Annotated in this window: 13 protein-coding genes; 5 read left to right on the plus strand and 8 right to left on the minus strand. The window is 67.3% G+C overall.

All coding sequences use genetic code 11. The features are described from left to right. The first annotated feature begins 11 nt into the window (after nucleotides 1-11). Nucleotides 12-2,636 (plus strand): alanine--tRNA ligase, encoded by a 2,625-nt coding sequence (gene alaS / locus M3I53_RS22850; RefSeq protein WP_254318121.1) that lies wholly within the window; start codon nucleotides 12-14, stop codon nucleotides 2,634-2,636. An 84-nt stretch (nucleotides 2,637-2,720) separates the two neighbouring features. Here alaS and M3I53_RS22855 read toward each other — a convergent pair whose 3' ends face one another. After that, nucleotides 2,721-3,659 carry a LysR family transcriptional regulator gene (locus M3I53_RS22855; RefSeq protein WP_254318122.1) on the minus strand — a complete coding sequence of 313 codons (939 nt, stop codon included), beginning with the start codon at nucleotides 3,657-3,659 and terminating at the stop codon, nucleotides 2,721-2,723. A gap of 97 nt (nucleotides 3,660-3,756) precedes the next feature. Between M3I53_RS22855 and M3I53_RS22860 the strand changes: the two genes are divergently transcribed. From M3I53_RS22860 to M3I53_RS22870, 3 genes are all read left to right on the plus strand, one after another. After that, nucleotides 3,757-4,986, plus strand: coding sequence for a YbfB/YjiJ family MFS transporter (locus M3I53_RS22860; protein WP_254318123.1), 1,230 nt, complete (start codon nucleotides 3,757-3,759; stop codon nucleotides 4,984-4,986). Between the two features lie 93 nt (nucleotides 4,987-5,079). Further along, on the plus strand, nucleotides 5,080-5,610 hold the full coding sequence (locus M3I53_RS22865; protein ID WP_254318124.1) for an NUDIX domain-containing protein: 531 nt from the start codon (nucleotides 5,080-5,082) through the stop codon (nucleotides 5,608-5,610). Between the two features lie 52 nt (nucleotides 5,611-5,662). Further along, nucleotides 5,663-6,103 (plus strand): thioesterase family protein, encoded by a 441-nt coding sequence (locus tag M3I53_RS22870; RefSeq protein ID WP_254318125.1) that lies wholly within the window; start codon nucleotides 5,663-5,665, stop codon nucleotides 6,101-6,103. A 183-nt stretch (nucleotides 6,104-6,286) separates the two neighbouring features. On the opposite strand, the gene M3I53_RS22875 is transcribed toward M3I53_RS22870, so the two are convergent. From M3I53_RS22875 to M3I53_RS22885, 3 genes are all read right to left on the minus strand, one after another. Continuing rightward, nucleotides 6,287-7,198: a DUF4922 domain-containing protein gene (locus M3I53_RS22875; protein WP_254318126.1), complete on the minus strand. Its 912-nt coding sequence runs from the start codon at nucleotides 7,196-7,198 to the stop codon at nucleotides 6,287-6,289. A gap of 6 nt (nucleotides 7,199-7,204) precedes the next feature. Then, entirely contained in the window at nucleotides 7,205-7,690 is a 486-nt protein-coding gene (locus tag M3I53_RS22880) for an adenosine-specific kinase (protein WP_254318127.1), read from the minus strand. A gap of 198 nt (nucleotides 7,691-7,888) precedes the next feature. After that, the gene (locus M3I53_RS22885) at nucleotides 7,889-9,151 is read right to left on the minus strand and encodes an MFS transporter (protein ID WP_254318128.1); all 1,263 of its coding nucleotides are present in this window, start codon (nucleotides 9,149-9,151) and stop codon (nucleotides 7,889-7,891) included. A 416-nt stretch (nucleotides 9,152-9,567) separates the two neighbouring features. Here M3I53_RS22885 and M3I53_RS22890 point away from each other — a divergent pair, with 416 nt between their 5' ends. Next, nucleotides 9,568-11,250 carry a methyl-accepting chemotaxis protein gene (locus tag M3I53_RS22890; protein WP_254318129.1) on the plus strand — a complete coding sequence of 561 codons (1,683 nt, stop codon included), beginning with the start codon at nucleotides 9,568-9,570 and terminating at the stop codon, nucleotides 11,248-11,250. 80 nt (nucleotides 11,251-11,330) lie between these two features. Here the strand turns inward: M3I53_RS22890 and iolB are convergent, their stop codons facing one another. Genes iolB through iolC form a run of 4 tightly spaced genes read right to left on the minus strand, consistent with a single transcriptional unit; the run spans nucleotide 11,331 to nucleotide 17,082 of the window. Next, entirely contained in the window at nucleotides 11,331-12,134 is an 804-nt protein-coding gene (iolB, locus tag M3I53_RS22895; protein ID WP_254318130.1) for a 5-deoxy-glucuronate isomerase, read from the minus strand. Then, the gene (iolE, locus tag M3I53_RS22900) at nucleotides 12,131-13,045 is read right to left on the minus strand and encodes a myo-inosose-2 dehydratase (RefSeq protein ID WP_254318131.1); all 915 of its coding nucleotides are present in this window, start codon (nucleotides 13,043-13,045) and stop codon (nucleotides 12,131-12,133) included. The genes iolB and iolE overlap by 4 nt, the downstream gene beginning before the upstream one ends. 33 nt (nucleotides 13,046-13,078) lie before the next feature. Continuing rightward, complete coding sequence (gene iolD / locus M3I53_RS22905) at nucleotides 13,079-15,070, minus strand: 3D-(3,5/4)-trihydroxycyclohexane-1,2-dione acylhydrolase (decyclizing) (protein WP_254318132.1); 1,992 nt, start codon at nucleotides 15,068-15,070, stop codon at nucleotides 13,079-13,081. Next, nucleotides 15,067-17,082, minus strand: a complete 2,016-nt coding sequence (iolC, locus tag M3I53_RS22910; RefSeq protein ID WP_254318133.1) for a 5-dehydro-2-deoxygluconokinase — start codon at nucleotides 17,080-17,082, stop codon at nucleotides 15,067-15,069. Before iolC ends, iolD begins: the two co-directional genes overlap by 4 nt. Between the last annotated feature and the right edge of the window lie 21 nt (nucleotides 17,083-17,103).

Genomic DNA, 17,103 nt, shown 5'->3' on the forward strand with positions numbered 1-17,103 from the left:
CAACGCACGCCATGAAAGCCGCCGACATCCGCGAGAAATTCCTCAAGTTCTTCGAATCGAAGGGCCACACGATCGTGCGCTCGTCGAGCCTCGTGCCGGGCAACGACCCCACACTGCTCTTCACCAACTCGGGCATGGTGCAGTTCAAGGACGTGTTCCTCGGCACCGACAAGCGTCCGTACACGCGCGCCACGACCGCGCAGCGCAGCGTGCGCGCAGGCGGCAAGCACAACGACCTCGAGAACGTCGGCTACACGGCGCGTCACCACACGTTCTTCGAGATGCTCGGCAACTTCTCGTTCGGCGACTACTTCAAGCGCGACGCGATCCACTACTGCTGGGAGCTGCTGACCAAGGTCTACGCGCTGCCGGCGGACAAGCTGACGGTCACCGTCTACAAGGAAGACGACGAAGCGTTCGACATCTGGGCGAAGGAAATCGGCGTGCCGGTCGAGCGCATCATCCGTATCGGCGACAACAAGGGCGCGCGCTACGCGTCGGACAACTTCTGGCAGATGGCCGACACCGGTCCCTGCGGTCCGTGCTCGGAAGTGTTCTACGACCACGGCCCGGAAATCTGGGGCGGCCCCCCGGGATCGCCTGAGGAAGACGGCGACCGCTTCATCGAGATCTGGAATCTCGTGTTCATGCAGTTCAACCGCGACGCCCAGGGCAACATGACGCCGCTGCCCAAACAGTGCGTCGACACGGGCATGGGTCTCGAGCGTCTCGCCGCCGTGCTCCAGCACGTGCACAGCAACTACGAGATCGACCTGTTCCAGAATCTCATCAAGGCGGCTTCGCGCGAAACGAATACGCCCGACCTCACGAACAACTCGCTGAAGGTCATTGCCGACCATATCCGCGCGTGCTCGTTCCTGATCGTCGACGGCGTGATTCCCGGCAACGAAGGCCGCGGCTACGTGCTGCGCCGTATCGTGCGCCGCGCGATCCGCCACGGCTACAAGCTCGGCCAGAAGAGCGCGTTCTTCCACAAGCTGGTTGGGGATCTCGTCGCGGAAATGGGCGCCGCCTATCCGGAACTGGCCGAAGCGCAGCAGCGCGTGACGGACGTGCTGCGTCAGGAAGAAGAGCGCTTCTTCGAGACCATCGAGCACGGCATGTCGATTCTCGAAGCCGAACTGGCCGACCTCGAAGCGAAGGGCGGCAAGACGCTCTCGGGCGAACTCGCATTCAAGCTGCACGACACGTACGGCTTCCCGCTCGACCTCACGGCCGACGTTTGCCGCGAGCGCAACGTCACGGTCGACGAGCCGGCGTTCGACGAAGCGATGGCGCGTCAGCGCGAGCAGGCGCGCGCGGCAGGCAAGTTCAAGATGACGCAGGGCCTCGAATACTCGGGCGCGAAGACGACGTTCCACGGCTACGAGGAAATCGCGTTCGACGACGCGAAGGTCGTCGCGCTCTACGTCGACGGCGCATCGGTCACCGAAGTGAAGACCGGCCAGGACGCCGTGGTCGTGCTCGACCACACGCCGTTCTACGCGGAATCGGGCGGCCAGGTGGGCGACCAGGGCGTGATCTCGAACGCGAGCATCCGTTTCGCCGTGGCCGACACGCTCAAGGTTCAAGCCGATGTGAGCGGCCACCACGGCACGCTCGAGCAGGGCACGCTCAAGGTCGGCGACGTCGTGAAGGCGGAAATCGACGCCATCCTCCGCGCTCGCACGGCGCGCAACCACTCGGCCACGCACTTGATGCACAAGGCGCTGCGCGAAGTGCTCGGTTCGCACGTGCAGCAGAAGGGCTCGCTCGTCGACGCGGATAAAACCCGCTTCGACTTCGCGCACAACGCGCCGATGACGGACGACGAAATCCGCCGCGTCGAGCAGATCGTCAATGCGGAAGTGCTCGCGAACGCGCCCGGCATCGTGCGCGTCATGTCCTACGACGATGCGGTGAAGGGCGGCGCGATGGCGCTGTTCGGCGAGAAGTACGGCGACGAAGTGCGCGTGCTCGACCTCGGGTTCTCGCGCGAGCTGTGCGGCGGCACGCACGTCACGCGCAGCGGCGACATCGGTTTCTTCAAGATCGTGATGGAAGGCGGCGTGGCCGCAGGCATCCGCCGCGTGGAAGCGATCACGGGCGACAACGCCGTGCGCTTCGTGCAGGAGCTCGATGCACGCGTGAATGCGGCAGCGGCGGCGCTCAAGGCGCAACCTTCGGAACTGACGCAGCGTATCGCGCAGGTGCAGGACCAGGTGAAGTCGCTCGAGAAGGAACTGGGCGCGCTCAAGTCGAAGCTCGCTTCGAGTCAGGGCGACGAGCTCGTAGGGCAGGCCATCGAAGTCAACGGCGTGCACGTGCTGGCCGCGACGCTCGATGGCGCCGATTCGAAGACGCTGCGCGAGACCGTGGATAAGCTCAAGGACAAGCTCAAGAGCGCGGCGATCGTGCTGGCGGCTGTTGACGGCGGCAAGGTCAGCCTGATCGCGGGCGTGACCGCCGAGGCGAGCAAGAAGGTCAAGGCCGGCGAACTCGTGAACTTCGTCGCCCAGCAGGTCGGCGGCAAGGGCGGCGGCCGTCCCGACATGGCGCAGGCGGGCGGCACCGAGCCGGCCAACCTGCCGGCCGCGCTCGCCGGCGTGAAGGGCTGGGTCGAAGCGAAGCTGTAACCCGCGCGTCGCGGCTTGAATGCCGCTTTGCGACGAAGAGGGGCTGTCCGTGAGGGCAGCCCTTTTTGTTTCCCGCGCGGCTTATCAGGCGTGAAGGCCTGCAGGCGTGCCTGCCGCTTCAGCCGCCAATGGCGCCGCCGCGCTGCCCGTGCGTTGCGCATCCTCCAGCAGCGCATCCTTCAACGCGCCGAGCGCTGGCGAATAGTGGCCATGCCGCCAGGCGAGCAGCGTGTCGATCTGACCGAGCTTGCCAAGCGAATGAATCGTGACGTCGTCGGCACTGCGGGGCAGTTCGAGCACCGAACGCGGCGCGACGGCCACACCCGCGCCCGCCGCCACGCACGCAACGATCGCGTGATACGAGCCCAGTTCCAGCACGCGCGAAGGCCGGATGCCATGCTCCAGATACCAGCGCTCGACATAGGCGCGATACGCGCAGCTGCGTTCGAACGCCACGAGCGTGGAGAGCGCGATGTCGTCGGGCTGGCGGATCGGCCGGTGGCCGCGCGGCGTGATCATCACGAGTTCTTCGCGATAGACCGGCACGTGCTCGAATATCTGAGGGTCCGGCAGTCCGTCGAGCGGTGTGGCGATCAGCGCCGCATCGATTGCGTATTCGCGCAGGCGCTCGATCATCGTGCCGGTCGTGCCCGTTTCCAGTTCGAGCGTGACCTCCGGCCACGTCTGGTGATAGTGCGCGAGCAGGCCGGGCAGACGGCTTGCTGCAGCGCTCTCCATGGTGCCCAGCCGCAGGCGTCCCGCCGGGCGCCCGGCCTTCAGTGCATGGCGCGCTTCGTCGGCGAGCGCGAGCAGGCGCTCGGCGTAGGGCAGCAGGGTTTCGCCAGCGGGCGTGAGAATGAGGCGGCGGCCCTCGCGCGTGAAAAGCGGGGTGCCGAGTTGATCTTCGAGCTGCTTGATGCGGGTGGTCACGTTCGACTGGACGCGGTTGAGCTTGGCAGCGGCCCGCGTCACGCCGTTTTCCCGCACGACCGCCCGGAAAATCGCCAGTTCGGCGAGGTCCATGGTTCTCTCCTCGGGATACATCGATTCATGATAATTCATTTTTCATGAACGATAGGATCGCCTACGATGGTAGGCAGTCGCTTAATCCGCTGATCTCATGAACGACTTCGTCCCCCGCGCCGCCCACGTTTCCCAAGCCCGCCCGCATGCCGGTCGGCGCGCGGCGTTGGCCTGCATGGTGTCCCTCGCCGTTGCGCTGGGCGTCGGGCGTTTCGCCTTTACGCCGCTCCTGCCGCTCATGCTGCACGGCGGCGCGCTCGACTTGCGTCACGGCGGCTGGCTCGCGTCGCTGAACTACGCTGGCTACTTCGTTGGCGCGATCAGCTGCGTCGCGCTGCGCATGGCGCCCGCGAAGATCGTGCGCGCGGGCCTCGTGGTCACGGTGCTCCTCACGCTGGCGATGGGCCTCACGCAGCAGTTCTGGATCTGGGCGGTCGTGCGCTTCGTGGCGGGCGCGGTGAGCGCGTGGACGTTCGTGTTCGCCTCGCAGTGGGGCCTGCGGCGGCTCGCTCAGCTCGGCGCGAACGAGTGGGGCGGCGTGATCTACACCGGTCCCGGCGTCGGCATCATTGCGACCGGGCTGTTCGTGAGCGCGGCCGGCGGTCTCGGCGCGCGCACGGGCTGGATCGGCTTCGGGCTGATCAGCGCGCTGCTCGCCGCCGTCGTCTGGTCGACGTTTGGAGAAGACATGCGCGCGCTGGCGCCGCGTCCCGCCGCGCGTGCCTCGGCAAGCGTCGCGCACGCGCAGCGCGAAGGGCGCCGTGCCGACGCCTTCTGGCTCGTGCTGCTCTACGGCGTGCCGGGTTTCGGCTACATCATCACGGCGACGTTCCTGCCCGTGATCGCGCGCCACGCGTTGCCCGGCTCGGCCTGGCCCGACCTGTTCTGGCCGATGCTCGGCGCGGCGCTGATCGCCGGCGCGCTGCTGGCTGCGCGCCTCCCGCTGCATTGGGATAACCGCCTGATGCTGGCGGGCGCCTACGTGCTGCAGGCCGTGGGCATCGCGCTCGGCATCGTCTGGCCCAACGCCGCGGGCTTCTCGTTCGGCAGCGTGTTGATCGGGCTGCCGTTCACGGCGATCACGCTCTTCGCGATGCGCGAGGCGCGTCTGCTGCGTGGCGAGCATGCCGCCGCGCTGATGGGATATGCGACGGCCGCCTACGGCGTCGGGCAGATCGCGGGTCCGCTCGTGGCCGCGCCGCTCGCGGCTTCCACAGGCTCGTTCTCGCCTTCGCTGTGGCTCGCGGCGGGTGCGCTCGTGGCCGGCGCAATCGGGCTCGTCTGGCGGGCCTGGCATACGCGCGAGGCCGCACGCGGACTCCGATAGCACACTAGAATGGTCGCTTTCGCGGGCGCCGCGAGCGTGCCCGCCGGGCCGCGCGGCCGGTTCCCCGCGCCATCGACCCGTGTCTTTTCCCCCATGAGCGACTACCAGTTTTGCCCGCGCTGCGCCACGCGCCTGACCGAGCGCGCCGATCCCGCCCACGAAGGCGGCCGCGTGCGTCTTGCCTGCCCGGACGACGTCTGCGGCTACGTCCACTGGAACAATCCGTTGCCCGTCGTGGCGGCGATCGTCGAGTACGAGGGCCGCATTCTGCTCGCCCGTAACGCCGCGTGGCCCGAAGGCATGTTCGCGCTCATCACCGGCTTTCTCGAAAACGGCGAGACGCCCGAAGAAGGCATCGCGCGCGAAGTGCATGAAGAAACCGCGCTGCGCGCCGAGAGTGTCGAGCTCGTTGGCGTGTACGAGTTCATCCGCAAGAACGAACTCATCATCGCGTATCACGTGAAGGCGTCGGGCACGATCGCGCTCTCGCCGGAACTGCTCGAATACCGCCTCGTCGAGCCCGCGAAGCTGCGGCCGTGGCGCGCGGGCACGGGCCAGGCGCTCGGCGAATGGATGCGCCGGCGCGGCCTGCCGTTCGAGTTCGTCGAGCGTCCGGGCCAGTGATGGCCGGGCGACGAGCGACGCTTTCCCGCTACGCCTTCCCTGGATCTCCTCGATGAATCGACCCGTCACCGTCGCCCGCTCCGGGTATCGTCATTTCCTGCCGATCGGCACGCGCTGGATGGACAACGATGTCTACGGCCACGTGAACAACGTCGTCTACTACAGTTACTTCGACACCGTGGTGAACGAGTATCTGATTCGCGCGGGCGCGCTCGACATCGAGCACGGCACGACCATCGGGCTCGTCGTCGAAACGCAGTGCAATTACTTCGCGCCGCTCGTGTTTCCGGATCGCGTGGAAGCGGGGCTGCGCGTTGCGCGTCTCGGGTCGTCGAGCGTGCGCTACGAGGTGGGGCTCTTCCGCGAAGGCGAGGATGCGCCCGCGGCGCAGGGTCATTTCGTGCATGTCTACGTCGATCGCGCGACGCGCCGGCCCGTGAGTGCGTTGCCCGATGCGCTGCGCGCGGCGCTCGAGCCGCTCGTCGTCGGCTAGACGCGGTCGGCTAGACGCGGTCGGCTAGACGCGGTCGGCTAGACGCGGTCGGCCAGACGCGGTCGGCCAGACGCGGTCGGCCAGACGCGGTCGGCCAGACGCGGTCGGCCAGACGCGGTCGGCTAGACGCGGTCGGCTAGACGCGGTCGGCTAGACGCGGTCGGCTAGACGCGCATCAGCGCCTCAGCGCGCCACGCTCGCGCGCTCGAGCGCCGTCATCGGGCCGAGCTGGGCGAGCGTTTGCAGCTGCGCCGCATTGCGCACGAAGAACGAGCCGGCAAAGCCGAGCGAGTTGACCGAAATCCCTTCGACACATTCAGTAGTGCGCGGCACCACCAGCATCCACCGTCGCGTGACGAGCAGGTTGTACGGCGCGCCCTGATGCGCGACGCCGCCCACGTCGATCGCGGGCACGCCCGCCGCGTCCAGCAGCGCACGATAGCAGTCGAGTGCGACACGCGCGGCAGCTTCCGCTGTGCCGATGCCGGGGCCGAGATCGAGGCGTGCGAACGCATGGCGAAACGCGAGCCCCGGCACGATTGCGATGGGACGCGCGCCGTGGACCGCCTGCGCAGCGCCGAGCAGCGCTTCAAGCGGCGCGGCGTGAGGTCCATCGCCTGCGAGCGGCAGCGGCACCATCTGCAAATGCTTGTGCGGCTGGCTCGCGCCTGCGGCTGCGCCGCCGTTGTAGAACCCGAGTCCGTCGATTTCGCGCAGCACCGCAATCAGCGCGGTGAAGTCCGCCGCGTCCAGCAGCGCTTCCTGCGGCTCGTAGCGGCGCGTCACGATCAGCAGATGCCGGTCGATCACATTGAACTTGTTGAGCAGCGCGATATGGGTGGGCGAAAGGTCGCCGACGAACAGATCGGGCTCGTAAGGCAGGAACGGATTGCGCGGGGGCTGCGGAACAGACGAAGTCGAAGTCTGCGGCGTGAGCCGCGCCGCCTCCTTGCGCGCGAGGTTCTCGGCCACGCGCACGGAGAAACGCATGCCGCCATCGTCGATGAAGGTATGCGCCGTCTCGATGGGATGAAGCGCGCCGCACGCGAGCGCGTGTGCCGTCTGCCGCTCGATCGCCGCGCGCAGCGTCGTCATCGGCGCTCAGGCCTTGTAGCCGATGGTGCGCAACAGGTCCTTGCGCCAGCGCACGTCGTCCTCGCCCTCGACGCCCAGCGGCGGCATGCCGTCCACCACGCCGACGATGCCGCGCCCCTGATCCGTTTCCGCGATCAGCACCTGCGTAGGGTTCGCGGTGGCGCAGAAGATGCGGCAGACCTCGGGCACGGCCTTGACCGTATTGAGCACGTTGATGGGGAAGAAGCCGTCGCCGAGAAAGACGATGAAGCTATGTCCCGCCGCGATGCGCAACGCGTTTTGCGTCGCCATCTCGATGAGTGCGTCCTGCGTGCCCGAACGCCGCACGAGGCGCTTGCCCGACGCCTCGCAGAACGCGAGGCCGAACTGGATGCCCGGCACCGTGCCGTAGAGCGCCTCGTGCAGATCCTCGACGGATTTGATGAAGTGGGTCTGGCCAAGGATGAAGTTGGTGGCTTCGGGTTTTTCGATCTCTACCGTGGACAGTTGCATGGCGAACCTCGTGCGCGGGCGTCTCGAACGCGCCGCCTTGCGCCGGGCCAGAAGGAGCTGGCTGGCGGGCGGCGGCGGCCAACAACAAGCCTAGTACGAACTCGCGGCAAGGCAAAGCGTGTGCAGGCGCACAACGAACAACGGCCGGAGCCCCGAGGAGCGTCCGGCCGTTTTGCCGAGCGAGGCGCGCCGCTGCGCTTACGCGGTCTTTTTCGCGCGCTTGCCTTCCACGTCGGGCAGCAAAATGGTGAGGATGCCGATGAGCGGCAGGAACGAGCACACCTTGTAGACGAAGCCGATGCTGGTCGCATCCGCCAACTGGCCGAGCACCGCCGCGCCGATGCCGCCGAGGCCGAAGGCGAAGCCGAAGAAGAGACCCGCGACCATGCCCACCTTGCCCGGAATCAGCTCTTGTGCGTAGACGAGGATGGCCGAGAACGCGGAAGCCAGCACCACGCCGATGATCACCGTGAGCACGCCGGTCCAGAACAGGTTGGCGTAGGGCAGGAGCAGCGTGAACGGCGCCACGCCGAGAATCGAGACCCAGATCACGTACTTGCGGCCGATGCGGTCGCCCACCGGGCCGCCGATGATCGTGCCTGCGGCCACGGCGGCGAGGAACACGAACAGGTGGATCTGCGCGGCCTGCACGGAGAGGTGGAAGCGGTCGATCAGATAGAACGTGAAGTAGCTGTTGATGCTCGCGAGGTAGAAGTACTTCGAGAACACAAGCAGCACGAGCACGCCGATGGCGCCCGCCACGCGTCCACGCGAGAGCACCACGTGCGGCACCTCGGCGCGCTTTTTCTTCATCGCGGGATGGGCCTTGTACCAGCGGCCGATCTGCGTGAGCACGACCATGCCGACGAGCGCCGCCGCCGAGAACCACGCGATGCTGCGCTGACCGTGCGGGATGACGATCGCGGCGGCGAGCAGCGGCCCGAGCGACGTGCCTGCGTTGCCGCCCACCTGGAAGAGCGACTGCGCGAGACCGTGACGCCCGCCCGACGCCATGCGCGCCACGCGCGAAGATTCCGGATGGAACACCGACGAGCCGCAGCCCACCAGGGCGGCTGCGACGAGCAGCACGCCGAAGGTCGGCGCGACCGACATCAGCAGCAGGCCGCACAGCGTGAAGCCCATGCCGACGGGCAGCGAGTACGGCAGGGGCCGCTTGTCGGTGAAGAAGCCCACCAGCGGCTGCAGCATCGACGCCGTGATCTGGTAGGTGAGGGTGATGAGGCCGATCTGCGTGAACGACAGCGAGAAGTTGTCCTTGAGCATCGGGTAGATGGCGAGGATCAGCGACTGGATCATGTCGTTGAGCAGGTGCGAGAAGCTGATCGCACCCAGCACCGAGTAGACGGTGCGTTGCACGGCGCCCGCAGCGGGGGCGGAAGCGGCCGCGGACGAACCCGCGGCGGCGCCCGGCAGGGCGCGCTTGTCGAGACTGGTTTCCATGTTGTCGGTAGCAGCAGAGAGTATTCAGCGGGCACCACGCCTGGCGGGCAGCGGCGGCGGCATGAAAGGACATGTATAAGAGTTATGAGCGCAGTGTAATGTGTCTTCCTCGAACCGGACGGACAAGATTTGTCGAGAATCGGACAGGAGCGACGCACCGTTGCGCTGCGGCCCTATGCCGCAAGGGCGAGAGCCAATACACAAAATTCATGCGGGATTTTTGGCATCTCATTTTGGCCGTGTATAAACCGCCGATGTGCGCGCCCACGAGGCGTGCATTACGGGGCCGGAATACGAGCCGCAGCCGCGCGCGAAGGCGTTAAAGAATGCGCGGCGGTGTGCCGTAGACCGGGGTTGAGGCGTAGCGCAAATCAAGAACGATGGCGCTGAGCCTGACAACAATGCTGGAGACCAAAATGAAAGCAGTATCGCAAGGCGGCGGCCACGCAGGGTTTGCGCCGCAGGATCCGGCAAGCGGCGCGGCGCACGCGCAGCAACGCAAAACGGGACGGGCTGGCGCGGCGACGCGCAGCTCGCGGCTTTCCGTGAAGGCCACACTGCGCCTCGCCTTCGCGTTGGTGTTGATCGGCACGCTCGCCATCGGCGCGATTTCGCTCGCGCAAATCAGCCGTCTCAACGGCTCGACGCAATCGATCTACGAACAGGGCTACGTCGCGAGCCGCGCCGCCGAGGAAGCGCGCGGGCACGTGCTGCGTGCGAGCCGCGCGCAGAAGATGCTGCTCACCGCGACCACGGCGCGCGAGCGCGACGAACTGGGCCAGGACATCGACAAGGATCTCGGCGCACTGGAGCTCGGCATGAGCCAGCTGCAGCAATACGCACAGGAACAGGGCGGCGACGCGCTCGCCCTGCAAAAGAAGCTCGCCGATGCGACCACGGCGTGGAGCGCACACCTGCGCGAGTTCGTGACGCTCGTGAAGCAGCAGCCGCTCGATCTCTCGCAGATGAGCTGGCAGGTGGGCACGCAGGACGTCTCGCTGCTCGTGGAGACCGGCAAGCTCGAAACGCTCGTCAACGACCTCGTCGCGCAGCGCGGCACGGCCGCGAAGGCGACCATCGCGAAGGCCGAGTTCATCTTCAAGTCGTCGTTCGTGATGATGGCCGTGGCGACGGTGGCCATGTTCGTGCTCGCCTTCTTCGTGAGCGAATGGGTCGTGCGCCGCATTGCGCGACAACTGGGCGGCGAGCCGGCGCACGCCAAGGCCATCGCGGCCCGTATCGCGGCCGGCGACCTCGCACAGCCCGTCACGGTTCACGCCCGTGACGCGGCGAGCATGCTGGGCGCCCTGCGCGACATGCAGAAGGGTCTCTCGACCACGGTGGCCGAGATTGCGGCCAGCGCCGAGGCGATCGCCTGCGCCTCGGGCGAAATCTCGACCGGCAATCTCGATCTGTCGCGCCGCACCGAAGAACAGGCCATGGCGCTCGAGCGCACGGCGAGCAGCATGGAGCAGCTCACGTCCACGGTTCGCCTGAACGCCGAGAACGCGGAGCAGGCCAGCACGCTCGCGGGCAATGCCTCGGCAATCGCGGAGAAGGGCGGCTCGGTGGTGGGGCGCGTGGTCGCGACGATGCAGGAGATCAACGACAGCGCGAAGAGCATTGTGGACATCATCGGCGTAATCGAGGGCATTGCATTCCAGACCAACATCCTCGCGCTCAACGCCGCCGTTGAAGCGGCGCGTGCAGGCGAGGAAGGGCGCGGTTTCGCGGTGGTGGCGGGCGAAGTGCGCAGCCTCGCGCAGCGCAGCGCGGCGGCGGCCAAGGAGATCAAGACGCTGATCGGCGCGTCGGTCGAGCGCGTATCGAATGGCTCGACACTGGCGCAGGACGCGGGCTCGACGATGGACGAAGTCGTGAAGGCCGTGCGGCGCGTGAACGACATCATCGGGGAAATTTCGGCGGCTTCGCGCGAGCAGCGTTCGGGCATCGAGGAAATCAGCCGCGCGGTCACGCAGATGGACGCCGGCACGCAGCAGAACGCGGCGCTCGTTGAAGAGGCGACCGCGGCTGCGCAATCGCTCGACGATCAGGCCACGGTGCTCAAGCGGCTGGTGGGGAAATTCCGGCTGGCTTGACGCCCCCGCCGTTCATTGCTCGTTGCGGGCACAGCGAAAACGCCGCGTGATTTCGACACGCGGCGTTTTTTATGGACGCGTCACTTCGCGTCCCGCTCGATGATCCACTCGTGCGCCGGGTCGTTGTGGAAGTGCCATTCGCGCGTGGGGCCCGCCATCACGTTCAGGTAGTACGAGTCGTAGCCATACGGGACGACGACCGGGTGATAGCCGCGCGGCACCATCACGATGTCGTGATTTTCCACGGCCATTGTTTCGTCCAGATCGCGCGCGTCGGTGTACACGCGCTGGAACGCGAAACCCTGCTGCGGATTGAGCCGGTGATAGTAGGTTTCTTCGAGCGCGCTTTCGTGCGGCAAGCGGTCGGCGTCGTGCTTGTGCGGCGGGTAGCTCGACGAGTGGCCCGACGGCGTGCGCACCTCGACCACGAGCAGCGATTCCGCGGGCGCGTCTTGCGGCAGGATATCGCAGACGTAGCGTGTATTTGCGCCCTTGCCGCGCGTGGAGCGCTTCATCTGCGCGGGCTCGATGAGGCGAACGGGCAGCGTGCCCTTGGCGGGCGCGCTCGCCACGCCCACTTCGGCGTTGCGTTTGGCGCGCACGGTCGCTTTCACGCCGGGCGGCACATAAAGGGCATACGGCGCGGCGTCTTCGAAGACGCTGTCGCGCGAGCCGAGACTCGACCAGCGCTCACCGAGCGCCTCGATATCCACCGCGCCCGAGAGTACGACGATGCAGCTCTCGCGATCGGGCTCGCCGACATAGACGAGTTCATCCGTCTCGAGCCGATATGCGGCGAAGCCGACATAGCGCCAGCCCGCGGTGTCGGGCGTGACGCGCGCGATCGTTTGGCCTTCGCGCGCGGCCTTGACCAGTAGAGTCATGCTGCCTCCTTCGATGGGGTATCGGTCGCATCGACGAGCGTGCGCAGCGTACGGTAACCCCTTTGCGCATATTCGTAAGACGGTGCGATCACCGGGTCCTGCTCGGCTTCGACGACGAGCCAGCCGCGATAGCCGTGGCGCTTGAGCCGCGCGATGATCGCGGGGAAATCGACGGCGCCGTCGCCGGGCACGGTGAACGCGCCTGCGAGCACGGCGTCGAGAAAGCTCCAGTTGCGGTTGCGGGCGAGTTTCATGACCGCGGGCCGCACGTCCTTGCAGTGCACATGGCACACGCGCGCAATGTGCTTGTCGAGCTCCGCGACGGGGTCGCCGCCGGCAAACGTGATATGGCCCGCGTCGAACAGCAGGCCCACGGCGTCGCTCGTGCGCGCCATCAGCTTGTCGACGTCGGCAGGCGTTTCGACGTAGGCGCCCATGTGATGGTGGTACGCGAGCCGCACGCCGCGCGAGAGCGTATGGCGTGCGAAGGCGTCCACGCGTGCGGCGTACTCGTCCCACTGCTTGTCGCTGAAAAAGCGCGGGCGCTGATAGAGCGGACGCGGCGCGCCCTGGATCGAATCGGCGACCTCGCCGTAGACCATCACGGTCGCGCCGTTCTGCGCGAGCAGGTCCAGATGCTCCTCGACCGCGGCGATCTCTTCCTCCACGCTGCGCCGCGCGAGCATGCCCGAGTACCAGCCGGATACGAGCGATAGATCGTATTGCGCGAGGAGCGCCTTGAGCGCCTGCGGCTCGCGCGGAAACTTGTTGCCTAGCTCGAAACCCTCATAGCCGATCTCGCGGCCCTCGGTGAGCGCCTGCGATAGCGGCGTCTCGCCGCCGAGCGAGGGCAGGTCGTCGTTCATCCACGACAGCGGATTGATGCCGATGCGTACTTCAAATGCGCTCATGTGCGCTCCTCGATGTCTGTGTCGTCAGAGGCGTTATGCGTCGCCGGGTTCGTCGTCGCTGGCGGGTGAATCTTCGCTGGGTTGCGCGCGTCCGCTGCGCTGCGCGACCTGTTCTTCATAGCGTTCGCGCGCCTCGCGCACCGCAGGGCGCGTGGACACTTCGGGCACGGCGACTTCCCACCACCAGCCGCCTTCCTCGGTCGTGCGCGCGGGGTCGGTGTCGATTGAGACCACATAGGTGCGCGACGAGGCGCGCGCGCGTTGCAGCGCCGCTTCGAGTTCCGCGACGTTCGCGACGTGTTCGGCCTGCGCGCCGAGCGAGCGCGCATGCGAGGCGAAGTCGATGCGCGGCGCGCCGAGCGGCCCCTGCGCACAGTCGTCGAACAGGTTGTTGAACGGCGCGCCGCCGCAAGCCTGCTGCAACCGGTTGATGCAGCCATAGCCGCGGTTGTCGAGCACGACGACGATGAGCTTCGCGCCCAGCATGACCGAGGTGGCGATCTCGCTGTTCATCATCAGATAGCTGCCGTCGCCGACCATGACGATGACCTCGCGATCGGGGCGCGCAAGTTTCGCGCCCAGGCCGCCCGCGATCTCGTAGCCCATGCACGAGTAGCCGTATTCGACGTGATACGCGCCGGGCTGGCCCGCGCGCCAGAGCTTGTGCAGCTCGGCGGGCAGCGTGCCGGCCGCGCAGACGACGATGTCTTCGGTATACGAACGACTCGACGAGCGCTGCACGGCGCCGATCACATCGGCGTCGTAGGGCAGGCGGCTGCGTTCCTGCGGCGCGTGCGTAAGACGCTCGATGCTCGCGCGCCAGTCGCCCGCGAGGCGCTGGGCGCGGGCGGTCCAGTTCGCGTCGGCGCGCCAGTTGATCAGTTCGTCGTTGAGCGCAGCAAGCGCCTGGCGCGCGTCGGCTTGCACGGCGAGGCCGTCGTGCTTGAGCGCGTCAAAGCCGTTGGCGTTCACGCCGATCACATGCGCGTTCGCAAAGAGCGAGTTCGAGCCGGTCGTGAAGTCCTGCAGACGCGTACCCACGGCGAGCACGCAGTCGGCGTCGCGCGCCAGTTCGTTGGCGGCGGGCGAGCCCGTTACGCCGAGCGCGCCGACGTTGAGCGGATCGTCCCACGCGAGCGAGCCTTTGCCCGCCTGCGTTTCGGCCACGGGAATGCCGCGCGAGGCCGCAAGCGTCTGCAAGGCCTGCGAGGCTCGTGCATAGAGCACGCCGCCGCCCGCGACGATGAGCGGGCGCTTCGCGCGATGCAGCTGCATAAGCGCCGCGTCGATCTCGGTCTGCACAGGCGCGGGGGCGTGGAATGTCACGAGGCGCGGCGTGAAGAAGCTCGCCGGATAGTCCCACGCCATGGCCTGCACGTCCTGCGGCAGCGCGAGCGTGACCGGGCCGCAGAGCGCGGCGTCGGTGAGCACGCGCAGCGCGCGCGGCAGCGCCGTGAGCAGCTGCGCGGGATGCACGATGCGATCGAAGTAGCGCGACACGGGGCGCAGCGCGTCATTCGCGGAGATGCCGCCGTCGTGCAGGTCCTCGATCTGCTGCAGCACCGGATCGGGTTCGCGCGACACGAAAATGTCGCCGGGCAATAGCAGCACCGGCAAGCGGTTCACGTGGGCAAGCGCGGCTGCCGTGACGAGATTCGTCGCGCCCGGGCCGATCGAGGTCGTCACCGCCATCATGCGGCGGCGAAAGTGCGCCTTCGCATAAGCGATCGCGCTGTGCGCCATGGCCTGCTCGTTGTGCGCGCGCAGCGTGGGCAGTTCGTGCCGATGCTGATAGAGCGCCTCGCCGAGGCCGGCCACGTTGCCGTGGCCGAAGATCGCGAACACGCCGCCGAATAGCGGCTCGGTGCGGCCCGAGCCGTCCTCGCTCGCCACGCGCTGCGCAGCGAGATAGCGCACGAGCGCCTGTGACGCCGTGAGCCGAACGGTGCTCGTGTGCGCTGCGGGCGTCGCGTTCTGGGCGCGTTCCTGCGCGGCGTCATCGCCAGGAGCAATGCGTTGATTCATGCCGCCTTCTCCTCATGATTGTCGTGCGCACCTTGAGCGTCGGTGCGCGCGGCGCGCCACGCGCCGATCAGCGTTTCGAAGGCGCGGCGCGCGCGGGCGATCACCTCGTCGTCGCCGATTTCGCCTGCGAGCCAGGCGAGGCTCGGTTCATAGAAGATAGAGCGGCCCACTGTGAAGCCCCGGCACGTATTCGAGACGGCCGCCGCGCGAAAGCCCTCCACGAGCTGGTCGATCGGCGCGGAGAGCCCGAGCAGCACGACGCCGCGGCAATACGGGTCGCGCTCGGCGATCAGCGCGTCGATCTCGCGCCATTGAGCGGCGCCCATCGGTTCGAGCTTCCACCACTCCGGATAGAGGCCGATGTTGTAGAGCCGCTTGAGCGCGCGATAGACCGTATCGGGCGCATTCGGCTTGCCGTTAAGCTTCGGCGGGATCACTTCGAGCAGCAGTTCGTGGCCGCTCGCCTGGGTGGCGTCGTAGAGCGCGCGCAGTTGCGTTTCCTGTTCGAGACGCTGTTCGATGGGCTCGTCGGGATGGAACTGCACGAGACACTTCACCGTGTGGTCGATGGGCCAGGACGCGAGCGTCGTGCCGATCGACCGGCCATGGTCGAACACGAGCGGCACGGAGCCCGGCAACTCGACCGGGCGGCCGATCCACCAGCCGCGGCCGGTCGCGGCGTTGAGCGCATCCTGGCCGTAGCGGTCATCGATCAGGACACCGATGCGTCCTTGCAAACCGAGCGTGCGCTCGGTCTGCGCCACGGCCTCGACGAAGAGATTCTTCAGATACGAAATGCGCGCTTCGCTTACACCGGTCTGCTGCGCGAGATCGAAGAACTGATTGCGGTGATCGAACGCGAAGCCGAGTACTTCGTCGTGCCGCTTGCGCGCGGGCGTGACGCGATGCAGGCGCGCGAGCGTCGCGTCGCGGTCGGGGCGGCGCATACGCACGGGGTCGGCGGCCGCTTCGCGCAGAAAGTAGTCGAGTTCCACGGGCGTGGGCATGGCGGGCGCGCAGCCGTGCCGCGAGACGACGAGGGCGCCGCACGCGTTGGCCGAGCGCGCGCAGTCTTCGAGCGAAGCGTCGCGCAGCCAGCCCGAAAGAAAGCCGGAGGCGAAAGCGTCGCCGGCGCCGAGCACGTTGAGCACTTCGACTTCAACGCCGCGCTGCATCGGCAAGTCGTCCATCGAGGCGGGCACCGCGCCTTCCACGATCTGGCAGCCGAGTGGCCCGCGCTTGACGAGCAGCGTCGCGCCCGTGACTTCGCGCACGCGCTTGAGCGCATCGACGAGCGATTCCTTGCCGCCCGCAATACGGAATTCTTCCTCGGTGCCGATCACGAGATCGAAATGCGGCAGGATGCGCTGCAAATGCGCGCTCACGCCTTCGCTCGCGACGAAGCGCGTTTCCCCATCGGCCTTGCCCGTGAGGCCCCACAGCACGGGACGGTAGTCGATGTCGAGCACGGTGCGCACGTTGTTGCGGCGCGCGTAGTCGAGCGCGGTGAGGCTCGTGCGGTTCACCTGTTCGGTCGAGAAGTGCGTGCCGGTGATGAGCAGCGCTTTCGAGGACGCGATGAAGGCTTCGTCGAAGTCGCCCGAATCGACGGCCATGTCGGCACAGTTCTCGCGGTAGAAAATGAGCGGGAACGTGTCGCGGTCTTTCAGGCCCAGCAGCACGAGCGCCGTGAGGCGTTCGTGGTCCACGCACACATGGCTCGTGTCGCAGCCTTCCTTCGTGAGGGTTTCGACGAGGAAGCGCCCCATATGATCGTCGCCCACGCGCGTGAGCATCGCCGACTTCAGGCCAAGACGTGCGCAGCCGAAGGCGATGTTCGCCGAGGAGCCGCCCAGATACTTCGCAAAGGTGGAGACGTCTTCGAGCCGCGCGCCCACCTGTTGAGCGTAGAGATCGACGCCCAGGCGGCCGAGGCAGACGATGTCGAGGCTGCGTCCGGCGGCGAAACGGCCTGGAGTGGAACGGGGCGGGGTTGAATGAGTCAGGGCCATGTGTATTCCTGTTGGGTGCTG

This window comes from Paraburkholderia sp. CNPSo 3272 (assembly GCF_024206495.1).
Lineage (GTDB): Bacteria > Pseudomonadota > Gammaproteobacteria > Burkholderiales > Burkholderiaceae > Paraburkholderia.

Coding starts and splice junctions, on each gene's coding strand:
- alaS (WP_254318121.1), top strand. CDS start 12: ATGAAAGCCGCCGACATCCGCGAGAAATTCCTCAAGTTCTTCGAATCG.
- M3I53_RS22855 (WP_254318122.1), bottom strand. CDS start 3,659: ATGGACCTCGCCGAACTGGCGATTTTCCGGGCGGTCGTGCGGGAAAAC.
- M3I53_RS22860 (WP_254318123.1), top strand. CDS start 3,757: ATGAACGACTTCGTCCCCCGCGCCGCCCACGTTTCCCAAGCCCGCCCG.
- M3I53_RS22865 (WP_254318124.1), top strand. CDS start 5,080: ATGAGCGACTACCAGTTTTGCCCGCGCTGCGCCACGCGCCTGACCGAG.
- M3I53_RS22870 (WP_254318125.1), top strand. CDS start 5,663: ATGAATCGACCCGTCACCGTCGCCCGCTCCGGGTATCGTCATTTCCTG.
- M3I53_RS22875 (WP_254318126.1), bottom strand. CDS start 7,198: ATGACGACGCTGCGCGCGGCGATCGAGCGGCAGACGGCACACGCGCTC.
- M3I53_RS22880 (WP_254318127.1), bottom strand. CDS start 7,690: ATGCAACTGTCCACGGTAGAGATCGAAAAACCCGAAGCCACCAACTTC.
- M3I53_RS22885 (WP_254318128.1), bottom strand. CDS start 9,151: ATGGAAACCAGTCTCGACAAGCGCGCCCTGCCGGGCGCCGCCGCGGGT.
- M3I53_RS22890 (WP_254318129.1), top strand. CDS start 9,568: ATGAAAGCAGTATCGCAAGGCGGCGGCCACGCAGGGTTTGCGCCGCAG.
- iolB (WP_254318130.1), bottom strand. CDS start 12,134: ATGACTCTACTGGTCAAGGCCGCGCGCGAAGGCCAAACGATCGCGCGC.
- iolE (WP_254318131.1), bottom strand. CDS start 13,045: ATGAGCGCATTTGAAGTACGCATCGGCATCAATCCGCTGTCGTGGATG.
- iolD (WP_254318132.1), bottom strand. CDS start 15,070: ATGAATCAACGCATTGCTCCTGGCGATGACGCCGCGCAGGAACGCGCC.
- iolC (WP_254318133.1), bottom strand. CDS start 17,082: ATGGCCCTGACTCATTCAACCCCGCCCCGTTCCACTCCAGGCCGTTTC.